Below are 26,115 nucleotides of genomic sequence, written 5' to 3' on the forward strand. Positions count from 1 at the left end.
AAAAAGCGGTGATGAGTTAATATGAGAAAACTTATATTATTGTGCTTGTTTGTCATTGGGCTAGGATCTGCCATATTTGGTTTCCTGAATTTCCAGGGATTGGCAGCTAAAGGAGAGTTTGAGACGATTTTGCTTGATTTTCGGGAAGATATTCCATCACTTGTGGTGGAACAGGATCTGCAAGCGATCGCCAAACAATACAACGTTACACCCCAATTAGACAACAAGTTTTCCAAAAAAGATAATGTTTATATTATCAAGGGCGATCGTCAACGGCTCAAAGAACTGAAAAAATCTCAGTTTGCCCAAGCTACAGAATTCATTGAACCAAACTATATCTACAACAAGATTCCACAACCCGGTAAAGCAGCTTGGCTGGGAGAATTTTTGAGACCCCAAGAAGATGATGATGAGACAAGCCCCTCATTAACTGGCCCTAATGACCAATATTACAGCAAGCAGTGGAACTTGCACAAAATCGGCATTGAAGGCGCATGGAGTCAAACTAAAGGCAGTGGCATCACAGTTGCAGTAATTGACACCGGGATTACTAAGGTGCGCGACTTATATGAGACAAAATTCGTCAAAGGCTATGATTTCGTTAACGACCGAGAAGAAGCCACAGACGATAATGGTCACGGTACCCATGTTGCCGGAACTATAGCCCAAGCCACAAATAACAAATATGGCGTAGCTGGAATTGCCTATGAAGCCAGCCTGATGCCCTTGAAGGTACTCAGTTCTTATGGTGGCGGTACTGTAGCCGATATTGCCGAAGCGATTAAATTTGCTGCTGATAAAGGCGCAGATGTGATTAATATGAGCTTAGGCGGTGGCGGTGAAAGTCAGTTGATGAAAGAAGCGATCGAGTATGCCCATAGAAAAGGCGTAGTTATCATTGCCGCAGCCGGAAATGAAAACACCAATGGGGCAAGCTATCCAGCCCGCTATCCTTACGTCATCGGCGTTTCCGCAACTGGCCCAGATGGTGAAAGAGCGCCCTATTCTAACTTTGGTGCTGGGGTAGATATCTCTGCTCCTGGTGGTAGTGAAGCTGGTAAGATTCTCCAAGAAACTATCGACGATAACGGCGAAGCGGTATTTCTGGGCTTCCAGGGTACAAGCATGGCTGCTCCCCACGTTGCTGGTGTTGCGGCATTAATCAAAGCTGCTGGCATCAAAGAACCAGATGAAATCTTAAAAGTCCTCAAACAGTCAGCCCGAGTTATCCAAGATGATGGTTTGAACTATTATGGCGCTGGACAACTCAATGCAGAAGCAGCAGTCAAACTAGCCTTTAGTGGACAAATCAGTTTTCCAGATTTCTTTCGATGGTTACGAGATAACGGCTATCTTAACCCCGGCTTTTGGATTGATGGTGGTGCAGTAGCACTGTTACCCAAAGTTTTAATGGTAGTTGGTTCCTATCTGCTGGCTTGGTTTTTACGGGTTTACTTCCCCTTCACTTGGAGTTGGTCTTTATCTAGTGGACTAATCGCTGGCAGTTCCGGGTTATTCTTCCTCAAAGGAATCTATATTTTTGATCTTCCCCAATGGCCTTTCCGGGTTTTGGGCAGTTCAATTCCCGAACTAGGAAATACTCTCCAGGGAACCGATGCATTGAACCCTTTATTTGCTAGCGTACTGATTCCCATTGTGTTAATGGCATTGCTGCTGGGACATCCTAGTTGGAGATGGTTTGCCATTGGTTCAACCTTAGGTGTAGCAGCGTGCTTGACAGTAAGTGCGTTTTTCGATCCAGCAGTTATGGGTTTGGGAAGTGGTCACTTAGCACGCCTCTTCCTCATCGCCAATGCCCTAATCTGTTATGGACTTACTCGTTTAGCATTGAAAAACGAAGAAAAAATAGCATAAATGCAAAGCAGGGAATTGGGAATGGGGAATGGAGAATAAATTTTTATAACTCCTCACTCCTAACTCCTCACTCCTAACTCCTAACTCCTCACTCCTAACTCCTCACTCCTAACTCCTCACTCAGCACTATTTATGAGCATTACACTTACAGGTACAATCGAACGCCGTGATATTGGCACAGGCGCATGGGCGTTAGTTACAGAAGAGGGCGTTACTTACGAAATCCTCAGAGGGGCTGATAAAGACTTACTCAAAGCCGGACAAAAAGCAAAAGTTAAAGGACAGGTGCGTGAAGATATCATGACAGCTGCCATGATTGGCCCTGTCCTAGAGGTTAAATCTTTTGAGGTAATTTAGTTTTGACTAGCTGGGGAATTTAGAACCTCTTGAAGACGGCTTCTAAACTCCCCTTTGGGATGACCTCCTTTTACTTCACCCACAATCTGAAATTCTCCTTCTGGAGAATTGCAGATGATGTAAGTAGGCCATCCCATTTCTGATTTATCGGGATACTGAGTTAATAAAATCTTGCGATACTTGCGGTAAGCAGCCGTATCCTGCATTTTTACATCGATAAATTCTAAACCCAGTTCTTCAGCCACCTTTTTGTCATAAAAAGACATTTTGTGGCAGATGCCGCACTCTTCTGAAGAGAACTTAATTACAGCTAAACTCATGGGTTGGGGACTCTTTGATTTTAGGCAAAGTTTTTTAGCATAATGCCATGAAATATTACCATATAGCTGGTCATTCTTGGCAACCTAACAGTGAAACCCTAAACCAGTAAATTTTTCTCCTTCCCTGCTTGTAGTAGAGAGGGCCATTTTTTGGGAGTAAGGGTCAAAATGTAGAAAAAAAATTAAGAATATGATTAAATATCATAGCAATCATTTTGGTATGCCATCTCTAGCTCATAATAAAAAGAAAGCGATTCAGGGATTGTGCGATCGCGATACTCAAGGTCTACCAGCAGTAGCAACAAGTAGAGTAATGCACTACAGTTATGTAGGCGGTGTTTAACGACAAGCCGCTAGGCATCTAAGCCAAAAAAAACCCCCAGTGGGTGTTAGCCAACCAGGGGAGTTAGTTATCAGGGTGCATCTACCAATTAAATGTTCTCAGGTTGAACACCATACTCCGGATAGATTTGTACAAAGGTTAGTTATTTATTAAAATAAAAAAACCCCAGTTGGTGTTAACCTAACTAGGGAGTGAGTTATCAGGGTGCATCTACCATTAATCTTTTCTAGGAGCAGCCAGTATCTTCCGGAGAAAATAGTCAAAATCGGGTTGATGGCAATGTCTACGACGGGCTATTTGGCGTCGCAACTAGAAAAAACCCCCAGTGGGTGTTAGCCAACTAGGGGAGTGAGTTATCAGGGTGCATCTACCAATAATCTTTTCTACAGTAAATGGGTCGCTACCGGATAAATTAGCAGAGGTTGAATTTATTACTGTTTGTTTATCAAAGAAAAACCTCAGAGGGGTTAGTTATCAGGACTAATTTGCCAATTAAATAATGGGTATGTCAAGCATGATTGCTGCTTTAGAGCTTACGCACAAGAGATCCTCGAATCCCTGAAAAAGTTAGCTCTTAGAGTTTCCCCTTTTGCAGAGGAGCTAGTAGCTTGCTTTTAGCGTAACGGTAGCAACGTAGGAATGTGTAGCGTAGGAACTACTGAAAGGGTTCCCCGACTCTTAAAGCTTGCTAGCAAAAACGTCTTTGAACAGGAGAAGCAACTGGCGTAAGCTCATTTAGATATAGGTTTCAAGCTTTTAGTGCGTAAGTTTTGTGCTTACTTCCTTCATAAAAAAACCCCCCAGTGGGTGTTAGCCAACCAGGGGAGTTAGTTATCAGGGTGCATCTACCAATTAAATGTTCTAGGTTTAACCACCATGCTCCGGATAAATTTCTGAGAAAATTGATTCTTTTCTTGTGTCAAAAAAATAAGAGTGGATATTAATTGAATTAAGGGAGTTAAAGATCAAGGGATATCCCATCTACTAATCAAGTATTCTAGGGTTAAGCACTATTTTCTGGTAGAGAATATCTGCGTCAGAAGTTGCTGTTGTTTGCCAAAATTGAAAAAAACCCCCAGTGGGTTTTAGCCAACTAGGGGAGTTGAAGATCAAGGTGCATCTACCAATTAAATGTTCTAGCCGCAAGTAATCCGATCCGGATAAAGTTGTAAAGGCAGAAAAAGCAAAACAACTAGAATTCAGAAACATTCAGGGGTGGGATGCATCTAAGTTATCAGAGGGAGCGAAAAATCGACTTGAAACTTTCGCGTTTCAAACCAGATTTAGGAGGCAAACAGGAGAAACTGTGACCCAGGAATTCCACATTTCGGTAACTCCTGTAGGGCGAAATGACTACTTGGTGCGGACGGAACAAGTCGCGCCTGGAGTGCCATTGGCAGAAGAATTGGTGACTTGGCCTGTGGTTGATTGGTTAACAACTGCTGGGCATTTAATGAATGATCCGTTGAAGTCGGTGTTGCAAGGAGATGCATTCGCCTCTGGTGGGGACGAAAGCGATATCGCCAGAAACTCTGTTAATTTAGTGGTCTTGGGTCAACAATTTTATAACGCCCTATTTCAAGGCACTCTTAGGGATAGTTGGATTACTGCCCAAGGTATTGCCCAGAACCATCAACAAGTACTTCGCTTACGGTTGGGGCTAAAAGACACTAGATTAGCTCGTCTGCCTTGGGAAGTGATGCACGCTGGCGATCGCCCTCTAGCTACCGGGCCTTATGTCGCTTTTTCTCGCTTCCAAAGTGGAATTTTGGGAGTTTCGCCCTTGCGATCGCTGCGGGGGGCTACGCCTACACAAAATATGCCCACACCACTACAACAAGGTGGTGTAAGAGTATTGATGGTAATTGCTTCCCCCTCAGATCAAGTCCGCCTTGACTTACAAAAACAGGAAGCTATCAAACTGCAAGCAGAGCTTCATCGTATACCACGAATTGCTGAAAATAGCAATCATTTCCCAGAAATTGAACTCACTGTATTAGATCAACCAGGGCGGGAAGAACTGACGCAAGCTCTAGAACAAGGCAGATACCATGTACTCCACTACTCTGGTCATAGTAACTTAGGTTCCAATGGCGGAGAAATTTATCTTGCTAGTCGCAGAACTGGCTTAACAGAAATATTAACTGGGGACGATCTGGCTGGTTTGCTCGTCAACAATAATATCCAAATGGCAGTGTTTAACTCCTGCTTGGGGGCGTACACAGCAGCATCCGATCCCTCTGGAGATACTGGCGAACGAAATCTGGCAGAAAGTCTGGTGAAGCGCGGAATTAGAAGCGTTTTGGCGATGTCAGAACGGATTCCTGATGAAGTGGCGTTGACGCTTACACAATTGTTTTACCGCAACTTGAGTCAGGGATATCCAGTAGATTTGTGCGTCAGTCGGGTACGCCAAGGATTAATTTCTGCTTATGGTTCTCACCAGATGTACTGGGCATTACCGATTTTATATCTCCAGCCAGAATTTGACGGTTTTCTGAGCCAGGAAACTGAGTTATCGGATGCAAAGCCCAATCAGTATAATTCGCCTTTAGGGGCAACTTCTACGATGTACTCTGCTATGGCAGACGATAGCGAGATGCCTTTAGGAATGGAAGATATGATTCCTTCTGGTTTGGCGCGTGATTCTGGGTTGGACTGGCTAAGTGAAGATACTTGGGGCGATCTTGTTGATGAAATTGAGTATGATGACCCAAGCTATGCAGAAGATTGTGCTATAGTTTCGGATTTATTTCGTCAGCTAGATAACCAAACAGCTCCAACTCAACTGGATCAACAAATTTCAGAAAATAGTCTTGAGCAAAGCCACGTTTCAGAAGAAATGACTTCTTCGCAAGAGGAAGCAGATTTGTGGGGAGAAGCCCCAACACCGCCGCCTCCAACTCCTGGAAACTTGGAAGGAAATTGGCAAAATTCTACTGATTTTTTGCGTAGGCGTAGCCAGCCGCAGGTATCGCAACCAGCCCTACCAGCATCTCGTACCCGTCGCCGCCAGATGTGGCCGATTGTGGGTATTGTGGGGATCAGTGCGTTAGTAGCTGCGATCGGTTTAAATTGGTGGTGGCAAAATAGAACCCAGCAGCCAATTCTGCCTAACATCCCAGTAATTCCTACCCAGTCTTTACCCATTAAAAAGCAGCAAAATATCGACTTAGAGGCAGCAGAGACTGGAATTGTCACCGCCACGGCTACAGAAAAGTTGAGCCAGGGCGACTTGCAAAGTGGGTTATTGGCTGTAGAAGAACTACTCAATCGTGGCGCACTGACTGCGGCTGAAACTGCTCTGAAACTGATTTCAAGTAAACAAGCTGACGATCCATCGGTAAACTTTTACAAGGGACGATTAGCGTGGCAGTCTATCCAAGTCGGAAACAATAACTATAGCGTCGATGATGCCCGCCGTTACTGGGAAATTGCTGCAAAAGCTAACCCAGAATCGCTTTTGTATAATAACGCCTTGGGATTTGCTTACTACACTGAAGGCGATCTAAATCGAGGTAATGATTCTTGGTTCAAGGCTTTGAATTTAGCTCTCAAAGAGCAGAACACAGACTCAACATCTACAAAGACAGCAGTACCTCAAGATGCTTTAACTTCTTATGCTGGTTTAGCTCTCGGACTGTATAAATCTGCACTGAGTCAATCTAGTGGTAAGCAGACACAATATTTGAAGGAAGCGATCAAGTTGCGACAATTGGTAATTAAGTCTGATCCAGTAAATTTTCAGGTAGATAAATTAGCTAAAAATTGGCTGTGGACGGAGAAGGCGATTGAAGATTGGCGATCGCTTCTTCAAGAGAAAGGTGAAGAACAGTAAGATGTGTGGTGTTGATTAAATTACCATATCTTCAAGGCCAAAGGCGTTGGATGCAACCTTGAAGCTAGCACGACAGGAAGCTTTAGCAGCTTATCCCTCTTTTGTCACTTTGGGAGAAGCCAATCGCTGAAAGCCTTTCGGAGCTTTAATTTTCAGATTTTAGCTACAAATTTTAGTTACTGTTAGAAAATAAAAGCTTAAAGCGTTATCAAATCAAAGTTTCAGAATTAAGCTTCGATTATTGTTTTCCGAGAGTGACAAAAGAGGGTTATGACGCAGCTTATTTAGTAATTAGCGTTGCGCTTACAATTGCCGTTAGCAACTCTTGATACTCGGTTAGCAGAGGCGGCGACTAGTTGCGGTGTGGGGTTTGTCGTTGTTAACGAGGAAACATGAACTCAAGGCTGAGTTTGGGGCGTTTGTCACACCTTACCATGCGAAACCGGGGAATTGCGTTCCCTGTGAAAGTCAGGGAACGAGAAAAATACGAAAAGTTAAACTTTATGCCACAGCACTTGGTAAACTCACTTTCAACCGCTTAAACATCGCTTCTCGTGCTTGTATAGCGAGGCTATCGTCAAAAGGTTCTAAGGTAATTTGTTGCTGATACTTTAGCCGCAGCGCTGTTTGAATTAACCAATCAGCGACAAAGGGATTTTTCGGTAACAAAGGGCCGTGAGAATAAGTAGCGATCGCATTCTGATAAAATGCCCCTTCTGTCCCATCTTCACCATTATTTCCCAAACCGTACACCACTCGCCCCAATGCTTCCACTTTTCCCAACTTGGTGCGTCCGCCGTGATTTTCAAAGCCTACCAAATATGGTGTGCTACCCGTCATCTCTTTTAAATCTTGCGCTAGGCGTGAAGCTGTCACTTCAATTACCAAGTTACCAATACAGCGCTTAGTATTTTCACCAGGATGCACAGAAACTAAATCGAGTATTCCCAAACCATCAATCCGTTGTCCTAAGCCTGGTTCATAATAATGTCCCAGTAATTGGGGTGAACCACAAGTAAAGACTCCTGGTGTTCCATTTTCGATTTTTTCGCGCATCGCGTCAGCTTTCGCACCTTGCAAATCACGCATGACAATTTCTTGCTGACGGTCTTGTGCGCCACCACCAACGATTACATCTACAGTTTTAATATCTGCGGCTGTGGCATTTTGATCTAAAGGTAACACTTTAACATCGTATCCCCGCCACTCGGCGCGACGTTCTATAGTGATTACATTACCGCGATCGCCATAGGTACTCATCAGCGTCGGATAAAGCCAACCTATTGTTAATTCCAAATTTTGAGAACTCATAAATTTAGGGACTGGGGACTGGAGACTGGGGACTGGGGGAGAATAACAAATGACAAATGACAAATTTAAAGAATTTTACGACCAGTCAGAACTTCTCGCACTTCTAACATGGCTGAGTAGGTGGGGAGAATATGCAAAGTTTCATTCTCTGGTGTATGCTCTAATGCAGTAGCGATCGCTTGTCGTAAATCTTCTTCCACAATTAAATTTAAGTTACTCTGATGGGACTTTTGGCTGTAACGTAGACGTAGTGCCATATCGTAGACGCGATCGCCACTCACTACTAAAGTCCCGCCGCGTTCGACTAATTTCTCGGTATCCACGTCCCAAATCCAGGATACATCAGTACCATCGGGTGTGCGATCGTTCAATACTAGCAGTGTGGTTTTATCTGTGCTTTGAGTAACTACGCGAATGGTTTCATTCGTTCCTACAGGATTTTTTGATAACAATATTCGCACTCGTTTACCGTTAATTACTAAATCTTCCGCACGGCCAAAGGCAGCTTGAAAGGTATTAATAGTATCTCTGATTGTTACTTCGTCAACTCCTAACTCAATAGCCGCAGTAGCAGCAGCTAAAGTATTATATTTGTTGTACAAACCAACTAGAATTTGCGACCATTCACTACTTTCTAAAGTCGGTTTACTTTTACTAAAACCACACTTGGGACAAGTAAAATCTCCTAAATGAGACAAATAAACACCTTTGTAATCTAGAGAATGTCCACACTTGGGACAATAAATAGAATCAACGGCGTGAGGAATTGCTTCTAAATAATGTTCTGGTTCATTCAAGCCAAAGAATAACACCCGTTGGGGTAACTGCTGACCAAGGTTAGATAAAGTTGGGTCGTCGGCATTAGGAATTACCACTGTTTCTGGTGGTAGCGTAGAAATAACTTTTGTCCAACGCTTACTAATTGTGTCTACTTCGCCGTACCTATCGAGTTGGTCGCGGAACAAGTTTAAACAGAGAATAATTCGTGGCTGGAGTGGTGCTAATACTCTTGGTACAATATTTTCATCAACTTCCAAAATGGCATAATCAGTATTTAACGTACCTAGTAAGTTGGTGCTTTCTAAAAGCGCCGTCATCAAGCCATTTTCCAGATTTGCACCTGTAGAATTATGAGTGACGCGAAAACCCTTGCGTTCTAGTATTGTGCATAAAAGCAGGGCTGTAGTGGTTTTGCCGTTAGTACCAGCAATTAAAATCACCCCGTTTTTAACTTGCTGACTCAATAATTGTAAAAGTCGAGGTTCAATGCGACGAGCAATCGAGCCTGGTAATACACTAGCAGCACCCAGACGGAGCGATCGCACTATAAACGTCACACTTTTTGCCACTGACACCGCGAAACCCAATCGCAGCCTATCTATGAATTGTATTTTGCTTCCCACATCGGTATCCTAGTCTTCTGGCAGTTGCTAATTGAAAATATTTAATTGCAAATTTAATATGCGTGAGTTTAGCGAATCCTAGCTGAAAAAGCCAGCCTTAAAATCAAGTTGCAGGAAATCAGGGGGCAGGGGAGAGTTAAAATCTAGTTCATCCACCTCGGAACTGGATTCATCCGCCTCAGAACTTCGTTCATCCGCCTCAGAACTGGATTCATCCACCTCAAAACTCCGTTTATCTCCATCATCCACTTACGAGAGATAATCTCAGTAGGCGTTATCTTAAAAAGTAGTGCGCGGGCGTAGTTACATATCCAGCCCAGTTTGCCGAATTCAGCACAAACTCACGACAAGTAGTAGCTTGCAAGGTTCCTTTTGATGAATAGCACAAAGTTTCTTTTTTTACATAAACAAATTACTGGCTGGCAAAGGTGGTTGTCCAAATGCCTGTTGTTGCTTGCAAGTCTTTTCATTATAAGTATGCAACCTGCACATGCTGGTCTTAATAATGATTTATATGATGGCAACATTTTTGTCGTTTACGCTGGAAATGGTTCATTAGTTCCTCCCAGACAGACACTGGCACAGGCTTTAGCGGAACATAAACCCATATTTTTGGCCTTTTATTTGGATGACAGCAGCGATTCCAAAAGATATGCCATTTCCATTTCACGGGTACAGGAATTCTATGGCCGGGTAGCAGAAATTATGCCTATTAGTGTAGATGCTATCCCGCTTAAACAGACCTATGACCCTACAGAAGCAGGATATTACTATTCTGGCGCTGTTCCTCAAGTCGTGGTGTTTAATAAATCAGGTGAAGTCGTTTTAAATAAAAAAGGTCAAGTAGCTTTTGAAGATATAGACGATCAATTTCGTAAAATCTTTGATTTAGTACCACGTACTGAAACAGCACAGCTAAAACGGCGAGCCTTTAATGAGTTTAGTAGTGAGTTAGCTAAATAACTTATGGGGTAGACCAAATTGGTCTGCCCTAATTTTTAGTGATATCTGTTACTACATTGCCGTCGATGTCAAAGCATAATATTGAAATATCTGTGTTAACAATTCAGTAAATTAATCCATAGTCTATAGTCCGTAATCAATGCCCAATGATTAACTAGAGTGTATTCTAATGTCAAAGGTTTACACGACCCAGGAGCTAATTCAAATTTTGGCAGCCGAACGCCAAGCCTGCCTCAAGGGAAAACGCCTAAAATTAGAAATACCAGTCTCTGGCAATCCTGTAATTGACCAGTTTCTCATGAATGATGGGCTGCAACAGTTCACTGCCTATCAAGATTTCAAAGCTGCAATTCATGAATATCAGAGGGAAAACCAAGTTTCAGGTATTATTTGGCGGGAGGTAACAGTCAAAGGTAAAAACTTGAACTATCCGGAAGTAGATAGTGAGTTAATAGCCCTCGCCAGTGACTTAGAGATATTAAAAACTGCTAAAAATTCTATCGTAGAATTTTGGTATGAAGTCTCTATGGGGATGGATTTATATTTGAGCTTCAATAATAATAAACAGTACCAAAAAATTGTCACATCTGATGTAGAGAGAATTGTTCAAATAACAGAATGGGCAAGTTTGTGCAAGTGGGAAAATTCTAACTTTTTGGAAATAATTTTGCAGCTAGGATGGGGTAAACCAGAAGAAGCTTGTTATAAACGAGGAAGACCGCAATCGGGTAGTGAATATATTCATGCAGTCAATCCTGGTAATCGACCTATTGGTTGAGTGAAGAGACAGGGGGCAGGGGGCAGGGGGAAAAGATACTAGAAGAATTTGCTCCTTTTCCTCTTTTTTGAACAAGCCCTCTTGCCTGCTTAAGGTTGATTTTGAGCGATGAGATTAACGATCGCACTAGCTAAATCTGCTGGATCGACGGGTTTCGGTAGGTGTTTTTGAAATCCTGCTGCTATTGCTTGGTTGTAGTTGATTTCTCCAGCATAAGCTGTCAATGCGATCGCGGGAATTTGCCCACCTTGCTCTGGCGGTAATTTTCTCACCTCGCGCAGCAGCATATAGCCATCCATCAAGGGCATTCCAATATCGCTTAACAAAATATCTGGCTTTGATTGCACTAGTATTTCCAGTGCTTCACTTGCTGATTCAGCTACTGTTACAGTCGCGCCATATTGTTCTAGCGCAAAGCTAAAAAACTCTCGCACATCTGGTTGATCGTCCACAAGCAGGATTTGGACTCCAGCAAGTAATGTGTCGTCAGTACTTAGTTCTGGTTGAGAAGCCTCATCACTACTGACTCGCAACTCAGAATTTTTCAGCAAAGGTAGTCTGACTGTAAATGTAGCTCCTTTTCCTTCTCCCAGACTATCTGCCTGAACTGTACCACCGTGAAGTTCTACTAGATGACGCACAATTGCTAGTCCCAATCCCAGCCCGCCAAATATCCTGGTTGTCTTGGCATCTGCTTGTCGGAAGTAATCAAATACGTAGGGCAAAAATTCCAGCATGATTCCCTTACCTGTATCAATCACCTGAATTTGGGCTTCTAACCCAACTTGCTCTAGACGCACTTCTACTCGTCCTTCTGTGGGTGTGAATTTAACGGCATTGGAGAGGAGATTCCACATTACTTGTTGCAAGCGATCGCCATCACCCAAAACTTTGCCGATATCATTACTTAGCACCGTTTTTATTTCAATTGATTTGGCTTCTGCTGCTAAACGCACCGTTTCTAGTGCAGCTGCGATCGCTACTTTCAAATCCACTGCATAAAGATTTAACCTGACTTTACCTTGTAAAATCCGCGAAACATCAAGTAAATCTCCAATAAGTTGGGTTTGTAATTTGGCATTACGCTCGATTGTTTCCAATGCCCGGATTCTCGTGGCTTCGTCGAACTTGCGGGTTCTAAGTAACTTCGCCCATCCTAAAATCGGATTTAGAGGAGTTCTAAGTTCATGGGAAAGGACAGCGAGAAATTCATCCTTAATCCGATTGGCTGTCTCGGCTTGTGCCCTGGCAGTTTTTTCGGCTTCGTAAAGTTGAGCGCGGACGATCGCTTGGGCACACTGCTGTCCCAGTGTCAACATAAATCCCCGGTCTTCTTCATTAAATATTTGTCCAATAGTAAAGCTGAATCCCAAAGCCCCAATTACTTTACCTTCTGCTACCAGGGGAATAGAAGCCCAGGCATTATTCGCTATAACAGTCACAATATCTACTAAGTCGGGATATCTAGCAATCATGGCTGCTAAATTTTCTAAAAAAACCGGCTGCCCAGTTCTGACTGTTTCTGCTATTTGGTTAGGTGCAGTGATGGGAAAATTTGCCCAAGTATTTATAAGTGTTTGCGGATAGCCAATTGCTTGCACAACTTTTAGGGTAGTACCTCCCTCAGTAAGTAAGACAACGGAACCACCAGTAGCTTCCAAGGCGGCAATGCCTTGGTTCACCACTACATCGGCTACCTGTTGGGGAGTTAAGGCTTCCGAGAAGGCAGCAGTTATTCTTTGCAAAAGTATGGTGCGATTGACAGACCGTTCAGTTTCCTGGTAGAGTCTGGCATTGTCGATCGCTATTGCCGCCCGACGAGCAATATCTTCTGCTAAAGCCAAATCTGTCTGTTGATACTGCCTACCTGACTCGGCTGTAAAAAAAGAGATCGCTCCAAATAATTGCCCACGGGAACGAACTGGAATCACCATTAAAGAACGAATACCCAGGCTTCGCAGCAATTGCAGATGTTCCTCATTTTGAGCCATCTGGACAAAATTGTAGTCAGATAATTGGGGATAAAAGATAGAGATTCCCAATGCTAGCTGCTCTACAAGCTGTTTTGTTTTGGTTTTGGGTGGATAACGCCGTCGGATTTCCTCTAAAATACTTTGTTTTGCGGGATCGGCAATTGCGATCGCAATTTGTTTACTTGACCAATCTTTCTGGAAAACATCTACAATACACCAGTCAGCTAGGGTAGGAACTGCTAGATTAGCCACACTTTCTAAGGTGACTTCATAATCCAAGGAGGCAGCTAGTAAAGTGCTGGCTTCAACTAAAAACTTTTGTGTAGTTTCAACTCGTTTGCGTTCACTAATATCTTCAATAATGCCCAATGCATACTTTGGTTGTCCGTTCTCATCCCAAACTACTGATGAAGTTAGATTTACCCAAACAATGGAACCATCTTTGCGGATGTAGCGCTTTTCTAGGGAATAACCACTAATTTCTTTTGCTAAAACTCGCCGAGCATTTTCCCAATCAATTTCTAAATCGTCAGGGTGGGTAATTTCCTGAAAGTTTAACTGGATTAACTCTTCATGGCTGTATCCAGTAATTTCACATAGGGCAGGATTAGCCTGAATAAATCGTCCATCCAAAGCTATTAAAGTAATACCGACAGATGCTTGATTGAACATTGCCCGGAACCTTTCTTCGCTTTCTCGTAAGGCAACTTCTGTTTGCTTTGCTGCTGTCACATCTGCCAAAATAATCCCAATTCCTACTGTTTCCCCCATCGTGTTGTTGACTGGGTAATAGTTGCCCAGCCAGTAGGCATAACGTTCTGGTTGTTCCCTTGTGTTTCCACTGATTTCTACATTCAGCAGGGGTTCTCCAGTATCCAACACGCGCTGTAACCGTGGCTCAAACTCAGCGGCCATTGCTGGCAACACTTCCCCAAATTTACGTCCTAGATGTTCTTCTATGGTCAAACCATTAATGTCAGCGAAAACTTGATTAATTCGGATATATCGCAGTTCCCGATCGAAAAAGCATACACCAACGGGAGCAGCACCTAAGAGCGCATCTAGAAGAGATAGAGATTCCGCATAATGAATTAAAGCCTGGTGGATATCTCGATAAAGCCGGGCATTTTCCACTGCTAAGGCAGCCCGATGGCTAATATCTGTTGCTAAAGTTAGGTCAGTGCGATCGTAGCGACGGCCTGATTCTGCGCTGACAAAGGTAATAGTTGCGAGGACTCGCCCTTGTGCGATTAACGGCACAATCATCACAGACTTCATCCCCAATTGCCGAACAAGTTCTAAGTGTTCTTGATTCTGAGTAGCTGCCATTAACAGCGAGTCAGGTATCTCTGAGATTAATTCGCTTTGCCCGGTTTGCAGTACTCTACTAATTGCACTTGCACCTTTGTAATCTGTGGCATACTCCTGAAGTTTACGCGCTAACTCCGCTTTCGATGGGTCTGCATGGGCAATGGGTAGGCGGCGAATGGAACCATCTTCATTTAAAATATCAACGCTACACCAATCGGCAAGCTGGAGAACTGAGATTTTAGCGATCTGTTCTAAAGTTTCTTCATAATCTAGCGAAGTAGAGAGTAAACTACTAATTTGGGCGATATAGCGGAGTCTTTCTTCAGCCTGCTTGCGCTCTGTAATATCAAGAACAAAAAAAGCTCCTCTATCTACAGTTCCTTCAAAGCGGCTACCACCTATCAAAATTGGGAAGCGTGAGCCATTTTTACGAATATATTCTTTTTCAAAGGGGGTGCAAAAGGAATTGTCTTGAAATTGAGTTAGTGCTTGCTTATCGAGTGGCACGTATTCTTTAGGAGTTAGGTCTTGCCAACGAAATGTGCCGGCAAGTAATTCTTCACGAGAATAACCCACCATATTCAGCAAGGCATCGTTCGCTTCTATAATCCCACCATCTCTATCCCAGAAGCCAATACCAATCATGTTTGACTCAACCACACTGCGAAACTTCGCTTCGCTTTCTTGCAGTGCTTGCTCACTTTGTTTCAGTTGAGTAATATCAATTGAGCTAATGCCTACTCCTAATAACTGCCCATCCGGTAAACACACCGGATAATAACTGACAAGACCATAACGATATACTCCAGCAGGATAGGTTTCACCGCTCATTTCCTGGTTGAGTAAGGGCTGCCTAGTTTGCATCACTTGCTGAAAAACAGGCTCAATTTGCGCCGCCCATTCCGGTAATACTTCTCTAAAGGTGCGACCAATATGTTGACTTTGTAGTACACCATTGATAGCTGCCAACGCTTCATTTGCATGAATATAGCGAAGTTCAGTATCAAGAAAAGCCAGCCCCACTGGTGAACTAGTAACCCAAGCATTGAGTAACGCTAGAGATTCGTCTTTTTGCTGAATCGCTTGCTGAAGTTCTTCGTGCAACTTGGCTTTGTCTAGTTCTGCCTGCTTGCGCTCAGTAATATTTACACCTACACAAGTAATACCCTGAATGCTATTGTCTACATCCCTTAACGGTTCAACCAGCAAATCGTAGTAACGGTTTTCTCCACCAATTGTCAGATAAACCTCTTCACGGGCTGAAATACCAGTTTCTAGTACCTTCTGCTTAATTGCCCTCAATTGCTCTGCTACTAAGGCTGGAAATAATTCATCATCAGACTTACCCAGCATTTCCTCAGTAGTGTTGTTTAGACTTTGAGGATTATGAATCCACTGATATCGTAAATTGCGATCCTGCTGAAATACCACGATATCTGAACTACTTAACCCTAATCGAAATCGCTCCTCACAAACTCTCAGCTTTTGAAGATTTCCATCAGACCGACTTTTAGCAGTCCTTAATCCCTCACATAAGATACTAAAGAGCAATCCTTGTAATCCAAACAACCCAATTCGCAGAAAATTGGATAAGTCAAAACTCAGATCATCAACTGGGGGGAGAAAGAAGTAATCGCTCAGTAACGCAGATAAGCCGGTTGCTAACAGCCCTGATTTCAAACCACCATACCAAGCACTCACCATTACAGCGCTAAAAAACAGCAAGAAAGGAGTTCCCCTCATGCTTAACCAGGGGTCTAGCATCAACATCAGCACTAATGCAAGTGCGACAATTAATACAACAATGCCATAACGCAGTAACTCGGAATAACGAATATGGGGCATGAAAATGTTTTGGAATAACCAATACTTATTGCAAAGGCTCTATACAACCTAAGCTAGTTTGCAATTTTTAGGAATTTACCTCCAGATAGATTTTTATTTATTTAGAAAACTTCTTTTGTAAGAGGTTAATTACCCGATAATATAGTATGTAAAGCCAGAATTTATTACAATCTTCTATATCTATAACATTGGGTTGCTGCTGATAAATACTCAATCCCAAGAAATGCTGTTAGCCAAGTTTATAAAAAATGTCAAAATAAAGATGATTTTAAATATCCTATAAAACTCATATTTGATTTTTGAACAAAACTCAGTACACCTTTATTCCTTCTTCCCAGTCCCTTACCTCTACGAGTGATTCAGAAATCAAAGACGCTCGATAGCGCAGCGGTAGCGACGCAGGAGCGTCTGACTCGCTACCGCTTCGGTATCGGATTGCTATATATGTTTTCTGGTTTCAATAAATCACAGTCAGCCAGAGACTCTTATTTGAGTATCAATTTCTGTTTGTGTTTGCTTGAAATTGTTTTGCTCGTACCCCAGACACCTAGAGCTAGTATTCCTAATGTAAAAGAGGGTTCAGGAATAGAGTTGACTCGGCGAAACTCAATCGGCGTAGCAAAAAGCAAGTTATCATTAGCTCCAAAAATCTTGTCTAAAGAGTCGATGCCATTTTGGAAGATAGTTATACTAGAAATAACCTTACCAGCAGAACTTGTGGGACAGCCATTAGGAGAGTTATTCCCAATGTAATCAGTCGGTTCCCATAAAAGTTCTAAATTGCAGCTTGTTGGCAAAACTTTCCTAAAATAGATTCATAAATTAATGCAATATCTTAAATTCTCAAAGTATTTTATCTTACTTTTGCTTATGAACTGACAAAAATATAAAATTTTAAGTAGGTAGTAAACTACATATTTCCTATGGGTTTAGCATCGCTCACTAGTGCCAACAAAAGCCTATAAATAACTTAATTGAAGGCTTTCAACCGCCTGGAACTAAAGTTCTTTGGCTTTCAGCTAAAATCTACTGAAGTAGACTAAAGATTTTTGGTTATATTGAGTCAGCTTCAAATACTTTTGGTGGGACACAATGCCCATATAAGTAGATGGGCATAAATAAAAGCATCTTCAATTAATCCCAACCTACTATAGGATTAATAATTGATTTCTGAAAAAGCTTGGTACAACTCGAAAAGCCTAATTCCTTATTCCTTATTCCCTATTCGCTGCCCACGTAGATAATTTCAAAAGTCAAATACGATTCCTATATGACTTAATAAAATTCGCTGTAATTGACATCCTTTAGCACTGCTACCAATTTTTTTATATGTGTTGCTTTATGAGTTGCCATTAAAGATATTCTAATCCGACTTGTGGGCACTGTTGGAGGACGAATTGCTGGGGCAAAAATGCCAGCATCTCTTAGCTGGTTTCCAGCTTTAAGGGCATCTGTCGCACTGGACAATTGAAAACATAGTATAGGTGATTCCGAAGCTAATAATTTTAGATTAGGTAATTCTTGCAGCAAATTTTTTAGGTGATGTACATTTTGCCACAATTGGGCACGGCGTTGCGGTTCTTGTTGGACTATCTTAATTGCTGCTAAGGCCGCCGCCGTATCAGCCGGTGAAAGTCCAGTTGTGTAAATCCAAGTGGGTGCGCGGTTCCGTAAGAAATCAATTAGGGCGTTACTTCCTGCTACATACCCGCCTAAACTACCCAAAGCTTTACTCAAAGTCCCAACTTGGATTAACTGCTTTCCTGTACATCCAAAATGTTCGACACACCCAGCACCAGTTTTTCCTAGTACCCCAGTGGCATGAGCTTCATCAACTAGCAGCATACAGTTAAATTCATCAGCGATCGCCAACAGTGCTGGCAACGGACATAAATCGCCATCCATGCTGAAGACAGTATCAGTAAGAATCAAACAGCGTCGGTAGTTTTGTCGCTGTTGACTCAACTGAGTTTTTAAGACTGCTATATCACAGTGTGGGTATTCCACAAATACTGCACCGCTAAGAATCGCTCCATTTTTCAGACTGGAATGATTGTATTGGTCAGATAAAATTAAATCACGCTTGCCTACAAGGGCGGTAATTGTGCCCAAATTGGCTAGATACCCGGAACTAAATACCAAGGCATCTTCTGTTTGTTTGGTAGATGCGATCGCTTCCTCTAATCCCCTGTGTAAATCCCGATGCCCACTGAGTAATCTAGAACCAGTACTACCAGTGCCAAATTCTGCGATCGCAGCAGTTGCGGCTGCCATCAACCGCTCATCCCCAGCCAATCCTAAATAGTCATTGCTGGCAAAATTAATTACCTCTTGCCCAGCTAAAACCACCGTTGCACCCGGACGACCATTGATAGGTTGTACCGAACGATACCAGTCAGCCCGATGAATCGTTGCTAAGGAATGTTCTAGCCAAGCATAAGGATCGGTGGGCATGGGGAGTAGGGGAGGCAGGGGAGGCAGGGGGCAGGGGGAGAATAACTAATGACAAATGACTAATGACCAATGACTAATAACAATTAAACTTGTTCGCTACTGAGATGAGCGATCGCTTGTTTAATCCAATCTTCGACATAGGCATCTTTGGGTAGTCCGATGTCTTCACTTACCACATGCAGGGCGTGACTGACCTCATGGGCAGTATATCCCAAGGCGAAGAGGGTCATTTGTACCTCTTCGAGAATTCCTGGTGCTGGCCCACCTGTGGCGACGAAGAACCCGGCTGATTTGCGCCACTCTACTAATTTGCTTTTCAGTTCCAAACAGATGCGTTCAGCGATTTTCTTACCGACACCAGGAGCCTGAATTAAGATTTGCGTATTGCCGGCGATAATTGCTTGGACTAAATCTGGTAGTTCCAGAGTGTCCAAGAGTGCGATCGCTAAGGCTGCACCAATACCAGTAACAGTCAGTAAGTGACGAAATAAATCGCGTTCGGCTGGCGAAGCAAAGCCATATAGAAAGGGCACTTCTTCACGAATTTGCAAATGGGTAAAAATTTGTGCCACTCCTCCTGACTCTGGTAAGTGGTTTGCTAGCCGTTGAGGAACTTGCAAATCATACCCCAAGCCATTCACTTCCAGAGTCAGAATCACGCGATTAGCGCCAATTGTTTGGATACCAGCGACTATACCTTTTAGATAACTAATCATAACAAGAGACCAAAATAATTTAAGCCTTCAATAATTCCACCTGCACAAAAACATGAAGCCAGGTAGCGGTGTTCAGAGGGATGCTCATTGTGCCATTGGAGTAACTCTTTGCGGGCATTCCCCACAATGATTCCCCGTGCGTTGCCTACAGCAAATAAAGCAATATCATTACCTGAATCACCACAGACAACTGTTTGTTCTGCTGCAAATTTCCACTTCTGACGTAAAAACTGCATTGCCTGACCTTTATCGCTGCTATGGGGTACAATGTCAAGGTCAATACCGCTACTGTAGATTAACTTTACATTTAATTTATATTTCTGCAACTCCGCTTCAAGTTGTGGTAAAAAATTTGCAGATGCATCTTGTTCTAAGAAAAAACTCACTTTAAACGGACGCTGTTCTGAATCTGGTTGCCGAACTAACTCACGGTATTCCTGGGTAATAGATAATACAGTTTCCCGTTCCCATCCCGGAGAGAGGATTTCTGACCAATCCGAGTCTGGAATATCACTACCATCTAAGTAAATTTCTGTACCCACAGAAAGAACGAGGGCATCGGGTTCCAAAAGATTTTTTTGAGCTTGGAGTTCTTTGTAAAGTACAGGCGATCGCCCAGTAGAATAAACAATTTTCGTACCGTATTCTTGGCGATGTTGACTCAGCAGTTGATTTAGTTCTGCTAAGGCGCTGTCATCGCCCACTGTGCGATACACGAGGGTGTCATCCAAATCTGTTACAAAAAGGAATTTAGCCATAATCATCTCTTATGCTTTGCTTTAACATCAAATTTGCACTTATTTAAAGAAAGCATAGATGTAGTCTGCTTTAATAAAAAAATCAGCCAGGAGATATACAGGAGAAATACTCCTGCAAAAACTGCCTTTGCTGTTATATTTCACGTATTGACACTCCCCGCTCCTTTAGGAGCGGGGATTCTGTAATCTACCTCGTTACTTGCTCTAATAGGCTTTCGCCTAAAAGAGTAGAGGTTACGAGTCCTACAGCGTTACTTCGGGATTGCCCATCCCTAGCTTCAGAAGCAAGATTCAAAATGTTAATTGCTGCGTTTTCGTCTCTATGCAATTTGCAACCACAACTACAAACATGGGTGCGAGTTGATAGGGATTTTTTAACGATTACACCACAGTTTGAACATTTTTGTGATGTGTAATGTGGTGCTACAGCAATAGCTACCCGTCCAAATTTGCCAGCAAAGTACTCAATCCACTGCCTAAACAAATACCAGCTAGTGTCAGCAATTGACTTAGCCAAACAATGGTTTCTGAGTAAGTTACGCACGCTTAAGTTTTCATAGGCTACTAAGTCGTTAGACTTGCACACGTTACGCGCTATTCTCTTAGCGTGTTCATTCCGTTGCCTACTTATTCTTAGGTGTTTTCTGGCAAATATAGCTCTAGCTTTTTTACGTCCTGATGAACCTTTTTTCTTTTTGTAAATGCGTCTTTGAGAGTGTTTAACGGATTTATCAGCTTTCCTCAAAAACTTCGGGTTAGCTTCTTGATGCCCGTTGGAATCAGTGTAAAAGCTCTCAATTCCAACATCTAAACCGATTTCATTCTTTGTCAATGGTTGAATAGCTGAAACTTCAACATCAATACAAAATTGACAATAATAGCCATCAGCACGACGTACCAATCTAACACGCTTGATTGACTTAACAGGGTATGTTTGAATATCCCACTTACCTAACAATTTCAACTCACCAATACCTTTTTTATCAGTAATGGTAATGCGTCTTTTTATTGGGTTTAGCACCCATCCTGATGTTTTATACTCAACCGAGCGGTTGTCATGTTTAAATCTGGGATACCCTTTTTTACCTGATGCTTTCTTTTTACAATTCTCGTAAAACCTTGATATTGCTAACCATGCTCTTTCGGCTGATGATTGTACAGCCATTGAGTTTAAGTTAGCCACAAATTTAAATTCGTTGCGTAGCTCTGTTGAATACTTGTTGAGTGCAAATCTATCAATTTTAGCTTCTCTTGTCGCGTCCATCCAATACCTCAAACACTTATTTCTAATGAATTGAGTAGTTTTAATAGCTTCTTCGATTGCTAAATATTGAAGTTTTTTAGCTTTAACTTTATACTCTAGAACTAGCAACTTGACTCACCCCCTCACTTTGCCTATAATACCTTGTTTAATATAGGTGAATGTTCTAATTATGTCAACAGGAAAAGGTAAGAAAAGAGTAAAAAATACACCTGTTTTGTATGATGAAGCAAAAAAGAAAAGAGGTGTTATGCTCACAGATACCGCTTGGCATTCTGTGCAAGAATCAGCTATAAAAAACGGCATCAGTGCTAGTGAGTATTTAGAGGAGATGATTAGAAAATATTGCGTCACAAAGGCGTAAACGCCTTAATGCGGCTTTCATCCCTTGCCTGAAGTACGGAATACGGCGCACAGCGCCTGTTCCCCAAGGGTTTTCAGCCTGCCTTCCTTATAAGTTCATTACAACGATTGTTGCAAATGCTTAAACGTTTCTTATACATGGAAGAGCATTTGTTGCAAAGTATTAAGCGTTTGCAACAAAGAATTATACATTTGCTGCAAATGCTTAAGGGTTTCTTATATATGGAAGAGCATTTGTTGCAAAGTATTAAGCGTTTGCAACAAAGAATTATACATTTGCTGCAAATGCTTAAGGGTTTCTTATATATGGAAGAGCATTAGCTGCAAACGTTCGAACTTTGACAACTAATGTTTAAATTTGAGCGATGTCTACACAGACGTAGGATTGAAAACAATGTAGAGATGCGATGGCGGTATACTTCTGCGTCACATCCAATCAATAAGGGGGCATAAGACCCTATCGGCACTTGAGCGCTATTTAGAAGTGATTGACGACTCTTAACGGAATGGCGATCGCTTAATTGATTTTTTAATCTTCACAAAAAATTGTACTGTTTTTAGCTAATTGAAGAGGTTAGACCCTCAGAGACAAGCTCAATATCAAGACGGGGTATGAAATTAGGCTTGTTCTCAAGAGTGGCGAATTGGGTTCCCTGGAAGGACAAAGCACCAGTGTTGCGGTTATAACTGAACTCGTTAGTGGAAGTAGCGCCAAACCCAATTGTAGAAATCTGAATTTTGTCGTGCAAGTAGCTGAAGTCTTTGATGATGTCAATGCCTTCAGACCTGAAGTTGAAGACAAATGTATCAGCACCTGCATCACCTGTGAGTGTGTTGTTCCCAGCACCGCCAACGAGTGTGTCGCTACCAGAACCCCCATTTAAAAATATAATTTTTTGCCATAGCCCTGTTTCTTGGCAATGCCTAAAGAAAATAGGCGTTGCATAATCGTGGATGAAAATAATTTTGTGTAATTTTAAAACCCTTTTAGAGACGCGAAATTGCATTTCGTGATATTCGTCCAAAGGCTTATTCCTCAAATGAATAATAAATCCTCTCAAAGCTAGGTGAGCAAATTCTTTGGCTGCGTTATTCTCAGTAGTGGTAGTAAATGTGCTTTTGTTGCCCACACTGCTATAGTAGTGAAATCGTTACATTAATGCTGGAATACAATATTATCCTCGTTGGAACATCAGCCGGTGGAGTTGAGGCGCTGACTTATCTAGTCAAGAATTTGCCGCCCAACCTCAATGCTGCTGTGATTATAGTTCTTCATGTGTCCAGTCACGGCACAAGTGTTCTGCCAAAAATATTAAGTCGCGCTGGCAACTTGCCAGTGTCTCACGCTCAGGACGGCGAAGCTATTGTTCATGGTTGGATTTATGTCGCTCCTCCTGACTACCACTTACTCGTAGAAGAAGGATATTTGCGTTTGACGCGGGGAGCAAAAGAAAACCGTTGTCGTCCCGCCATTGATCCATTGTTTCGCAGTGCAGCGCGAACCTATGGGCAGCGAGTGATTGCTGTGCTACTAACAGGTATGCTTGACGACGGCACGGCAGGACTAATGGCTGTAAAAATGCGGGGCGGTATGGCAATTGTCCAAAATCCCGACGATGCTTTGTTTCCTGATATGCCACGTAATGCGATCAATAATGTAGACGATATTGACCATATAGTGCCACTTTCAGATATTCCTTCTATTTTGGTAGGTTTAGTTAATATGCCAATGGAAATAGAAGCAGAAAACCCCATACCTAGCAAAATGGAGTTTGAAACTGAAATAGCACAATTGAATTTAGAAGCAGTAGAAAATGAAAGCGATCGACCTGGTAAACCATCAACCTTTGGCTGTCCTGACTGCGGTGGTATTCTCTGGGAAGTCGAAGAGGGAAATTTGTTGCGCTTTCGGTGTCGCACGGGTCATGCTTATTCAGCAGAAACTTTGCTGGCCAGCCAATCTGATGGCATAGAGGATGCGCTATGGATCGCTTTGAGGGCATTGGAAGAGAAAGCTTCTTTATCACATCGCATGGCTTCAAGGATGGAGGCTCGCAACCTACCATTGGCAGCACAAAGATTCAAAGAGGAGGCGCACTCTGCTTTTGAGCGCTCCGCCATTATTCGAGAAGTGCTATTAAAAGACAATACAAACACAGATGTTGGTTGAAGGTGTGTATCTGCGTGGATTGTATTAGCTTGGATGTTTGAAAGGCGATGTCTACGGCATTAAAATTGCATAATCAAAGCAGGCAAGATGCCTAACCCACAAGATATTGAGAAAATTTTAATATACGCCTTATGTGAGTTGGGGTAGTGAAAAAGAAAGAGAAACCACAATATAAAGGGGCAGCGCTGATTAGATAATTGAAAACTCTAGAACCCCGGCTTTTTTGATAAGTTGGGGTTCTTGTTGTTCACGAAGGATTTAGGATAGCCACCTTTTTACTGTAATATTCAGTCTTGGCATAGATGCTGATAATACTATCACCAACTGCAAAAAAAGTACCTTCTTGCTCATCTTTAGAGAATTGCAAATTTGGGTATTTAGCAGCAGTTTCTTCAGCAGTCATGGGTTTTACGTTCATTTCTTCTGGCAATACTCCATTACAACCAATGTAAAATACTAAGGGAGATATCTTGTCTTGGTAGATATTCGCTACATATTCTTCTAACTTGGTATTTGCTGCCATCAAAACTGCAATTATTTCCTCTTTGCTAATCTGCTTATCAGCTTGTTTATGCTGCAATAACTGCGCCAAACTATCAGCACCAACTTTCTTAAGAATAGCTCCGACTATGCCATTTTGCTCAAGCCCAAGAAAATCATCAAAAATTGGTTTCATAAAATCATCAACTTTCGTAATTTTGGTGCGTGATGACAGTAGTCTGTGCCTAACAGCGAGATTGTTATTAAATGCCATCTCAAAACTAGGCTTGATGATAATTTCTCCAGTCTCTTTGTCATAAATACGATACATCTTACTTAGAAACTTGTTAGCAGAAGGTAACTTACTCAGATTCAGAATATCTTGACTGCCGATGTCAATTTTATAGCTTAATTTTGCCTCAAGAGTACCATTAGCTAAAGCTTCATGGATGTCTGTGTATTCATTAGTTGTAGGGAAATTGATATAAATGTTCTTGGATAGATAGTGCTTTTTAAACTCATCTAATTGTCCTGCTACAAATACATCTGACTCTTTTTTCAAGTGAGCAGAAATAATACTAGTAAGTACTTTAATCTCTGCGAGTTCATTGAATAGTCCATCAATACTGCTGTAATGACTATTAGCAGCTACAAGTGGCAAGTTATCTAACTGAATGGTATATTCAAAACGAAAGTCAAAATCTTCTGCATCCAACACACCCTTTTCTTTGAGCAAATCAAAGGCTTTTTTACTGCTGATTTTGACTTGTAAGGACTTGACGTTTATTTTGCCGTCGCTAACAATTGTGTAATTATTAAAGCTATTGAGGTCATTTACTAGTAAACCTGCTACCTCAATAGTGGGGGTTTGGTCTTCAAATTTGGCAAGTTTGACTTTACGTTTGATAAGCATATTGATAGTAGCAGTATTGCGATTAAACTGAAACTCGCCCATACCAACATACTCAGCATTGTCTATATTTTCTGTTCGCAACCAAGGCTGAAGCAGTTCCCCATTTTCGTTTCTCACACCTTTAACGCGCTTGATACCTGTCCTTTGATAATGTTCTTGCAGGTGCTTGATATTGACGATGATATTGTTGCGATATTGTGCAAAAATTTGGATTAGTTCTACCAGAGAAATTTTATTATTCGTCATATTGCTACCTTCCATATAAAGGTCAAGAATCTTTTAAAGCCTGTTAAATCGTGGAAAATTGAAGGGAAAACAGACAATAAATTGATGCCAAAATACTAAATTTGGCATATATCAAACTATTGTGTGTTCATGATTGCATTCACGAACTAGTACCGCAAGGCGGAAGTCAAAAATCAAAAGTCAAAAGTCAAAAGTATTATGGAATAAGCTCTTTAGGGATTTTAAATGGTTGCTCTATTTACGCCGTGCCGTACTAGCTAATATCGCGTTTATTTACTACAAACTTTAGGCATCGCCTGGTATTTGCGTTGCATACTCACCGGATATTTTTTATAGTACAATTGTATCACACAAGGGAGAAGTTGTGTAGGCGTAGCCTGTGATAGACATCGCTCTACAAGGAGTATGGTATTGCTGGCCAGAATAGATGCTTTCTT

At 42.0% G+C, this 26,115-nt stretch carries 20 protein-coding genes; 8 read left to right on the forward strand and 12 right to left on the reverse strand.

The window, feature by feature from the left end; genetic code table 11:
* Positions 1-21: 21 nt before the first annotated feature.
* Together LC608_RS02695 and LC608_RS02700 are read left to right on the forward strand one after the other, a co-directional pair.
* The gene (locus tag LC608_RS02695; RefSeq protein ID WP_229552036.1) at positions 22-1,875 is read left to right on the forward strand and encodes a S8 family peptidase; all 1,854 of its coding nucleotides are present in this window, start codon (positions 22-24) and stop codon (positions 1,873-1,875) included.
* 132 nt (positions 1,876-2,007) lie between these two features.
* Complete coding sequence (locus LC608_RS02700; RefSeq protein WP_109008009.1) at positions 2,008-2,232, forward strand: hypothetical protein; 225 nt, start codon at positions 2,008-2,010, stop codon at positions 2,230-2,232.
* On the opposite strand, the gene LC608_RS02705 is transcribed toward LC608_RS02700, so the two are convergent.
* Positions 2,229-2,552 carry a thioredoxin family protein gene (locus LC608_RS02705; protein WP_118170230.1) on the reverse strand — a complete coding sequence of 108 codons (324 nt, stop codon included), beginning with the start codon at positions 2,550-2,552 and terminating at the stop codon, positions 2,229-2,231. The genes LC608_RS02700 and LC608_RS02705 overlap by 4 nt on opposite strands.
* Positions 2,553-2,742: 190 nt before the next feature.
* On the opposite strand from LC608_RS02705, the gene LC608_RS02710 reads away from it, so the two are divergent.
* Together LC608_RS02710 and hetF are read left to right on the forward strand one after the other, a co-directional pair.
* The gene (locus LC608_RS02710) at positions 2,743-2,895 is read left to right on the forward strand and encodes a hypothetical protein (protein ID WP_229552037.1); all 153 of its coding nucleotides are present in this window, start codon (positions 2,743-2,745) and stop codon (positions 2,893-2,895) included.
* Between the two features lie 1,306 nt (positions 2,896-4,201).
* Positions 4,202-6,733 (forward strand): cell division protein HetF, encoded by a 2,532-nt coding sequence (gene hetF / locus LC608_RS02715; RefSeq protein WP_229552038.1) that lies wholly within the window; start codon positions 4,202-4,204, stop codon positions 6,731-6,733.
* 501 nt (positions 6,734-7,234) lie between these two features.
* Here hetF and LC608_RS02720 read toward each other — a convergent pair.
* From LC608_RS02720 to LC608_RS02730, 3 genes are all read right to left on the reverse strand, one after another.
* On the reverse strand, positions 7,235-8,044 hold the full coding sequence (locus LC608_RS02720; protein ID WP_229552039.1) for a type 1 glutamine amidotransferase: 810 nt from the start codon (positions 8,042-8,044) through the stop codon (positions 7,235-7,237).
* Between the two features lie 65 nt (positions 8,045-8,109).
* A complete protein-coding gene (locus LC608_RS02725) occupies positions 8,110-9,447 on the reverse strand; it encodes a Mur ligase family protein (RefSeq protein WP_229552040.1) in 1,338 nt (445 codons plus the stop codon).
* Between the two features lie 78 nt (positions 9,448-9,525).
* Positions 9,526-9,696, reverse strand: coding sequence for a hypothetical protein (locus tag LC608_RS02730; protein ID WP_229552041.1), 171 nt, complete (start codon positions 9,694-9,696; stop codon positions 9,526-9,528).
* Positions 9,697-9,822: 126 nt separating this feature from the next.
* Here LC608_RS02730 and LC608_RS02735 point away from each other — a divergent pair, with 126 nt between their 5' ends.
* Positions 9,823-10,410, forward strand: a complete 588-nt coding sequence (locus LC608_RS02735; protein WP_229552042.1) for a thylakoid membrane photosystem I accumulation factor — start codon at positions 9,823-9,825, stop codon at positions 10,408-10,410.
* 169 nt (positions 10,411-10,579) lie between these two features.
* Positions 10,580-11,188, forward strand: a complete 609-nt coding sequence (locus tag LC608_RS02740) for a hypothetical protein (RefSeq protein ID WP_229552043.1) — start codon at positions 10,580-10,582, stop codon at positions 11,186-11,188.
* A gap of 89 nt (positions 11,189-11,277) precedes the next feature.
* On the opposite strand, the gene LC608_RS02745 is transcribed toward LC608_RS02740, so the two are convergent.
* The 6 genes from LC608_RS02745 to LC608_RS02770 form a co-directional block, all read right to left on the reverse strand.
* Positions 11,278-16,317, reverse strand: coding sequence for a PAS domain S-box protein (locus tag LC608_RS02745; protein WP_229552044.1), 5,040 nt, complete (start codon positions 16,315-16,317; stop codon positions 11,278-11,280).
* A gap of 485 nt (positions 16,318-16,802) precedes the next feature.
* Positions 16,803-17,114 carry a hypothetical protein gene (locus tag LC608_RS02750; protein WP_229552045.1) on the reverse strand — a complete coding sequence of 104 codons (312 nt, stop codon included), beginning with the start codon at positions 17,112-17,114 and terminating at the stop codon, positions 16,803-16,805.
* A gap of 478 nt (positions 17,115-17,592) precedes the next feature.
* On the reverse strand, positions 17,593-18,771 hold the full coding sequence (gene bioF / locus LC608_RS02755) for an 8-amino-7-oxononanoate synthase (protein WP_229552046.1): 1,179 nt from the start codon (positions 18,769-18,771) through the stop codon (positions 17,593-17,595).
* Between the two features lie 83 nt (positions 18,772-18,854).
* Positions 18,855-19,487: a Holliday junction branch migration protein RuvA gene (gene ruvA / locus LC608_RS02760; protein ID WP_229552047.1), complete on the reverse strand. Its 633-nt coding sequence runs from the start codon at positions 19,485-19,487 to the stop codon at positions 18,855-18,857.
* Positions 19,484-20,245, reverse strand: coding sequence for a sucrose-phosphate phosphatase (locus LC608_RS02765; protein ID WP_229552048.1), 762 nt, complete (start codon positions 20,243-20,245; stop codon positions 19,484-19,486). The genes ruvA and LC608_RS02765 overlap by 4 nt, the downstream gene beginning before the upstream one ends.
* Positions 20,246-20,432: 187 nt before the next feature.
* The gene (locus LC608_RS02770) at positions 20,433-21,617 is read right to left on the reverse strand and encodes a transposase (protein WP_229552049.1); all 1,185 of its coding nucleotides are present in this window, start codon (positions 21,615-21,617) and stop codon (positions 20,433-20,435) included.
* A 61-nt stretch (positions 21,618-21,678) separates the two neighbouring features.
* Between LC608_RS02770 and LC608_RS02775 the strand changes: the two genes are divergently transcribed.
* Positions 21,679-21,870 (forward strand): hypothetical protein, encoded by a 192-nt coding sequence (locus tag LC608_RS02775; RefSeq protein WP_229552050.1) that lies wholly within the window; start codon positions 21,679-21,681, stop codon positions 21,868-21,870.
* 556 nt (positions 21,871-22,426) lie between these two features.
* Here LC608_RS02775 and LC608_RS02780 read toward each other — a convergent pair.
* On the reverse strand, positions 22,427-22,999 hold the full coding sequence (locus tag LC608_RS02780) for a M10 family metallopeptidase C-terminal domain-containing protein (protein WP_229552051.1): 573 nt from the start codon (positions 22,997-22,999) through the stop codon (positions 22,427-22,429).
* Between the two features lie 29 nt (positions 23,000-23,028).
* On the opposite strand from LC608_RS02780, the gene LC608_RS02785 reads away from it, so the two are divergent.
* Positions 23,029-24,039, forward strand: a complete 1,011-nt coding sequence (locus LC608_RS02785; protein WP_229552052.1) for a chemotaxis protein CheB — start codon at positions 23,029-23,031, stop codon at positions 24,037-24,039.
* 247 nt (positions 24,040-24,286) lie between these two features.
* Here LC608_RS02785 and LC608_RS02790 read toward each other — a convergent pair whose 3' ends face one another.
* Positions 24,287-25,678 (reverse strand): hypothetical protein, encoded by a 1,392-nt coding sequence (locus LC608_RS02790; RefSeq protein WP_229552053.1) that lies wholly within the window; start codon positions 25,676-25,678, stop codon positions 24,287-24,289.
* Positions 25,679-26,115: the final 437 nt, after the last annotated feature.

It is taken from the genome of Nostoc sp. XA010 (assembly GCF_020829625.1).
Taxonomy (GTDB): Bacteria; Cyanobacteriota; Cyanobacteriia; order Cyanobacteriales; family Nostocaceae; genus Nostoc.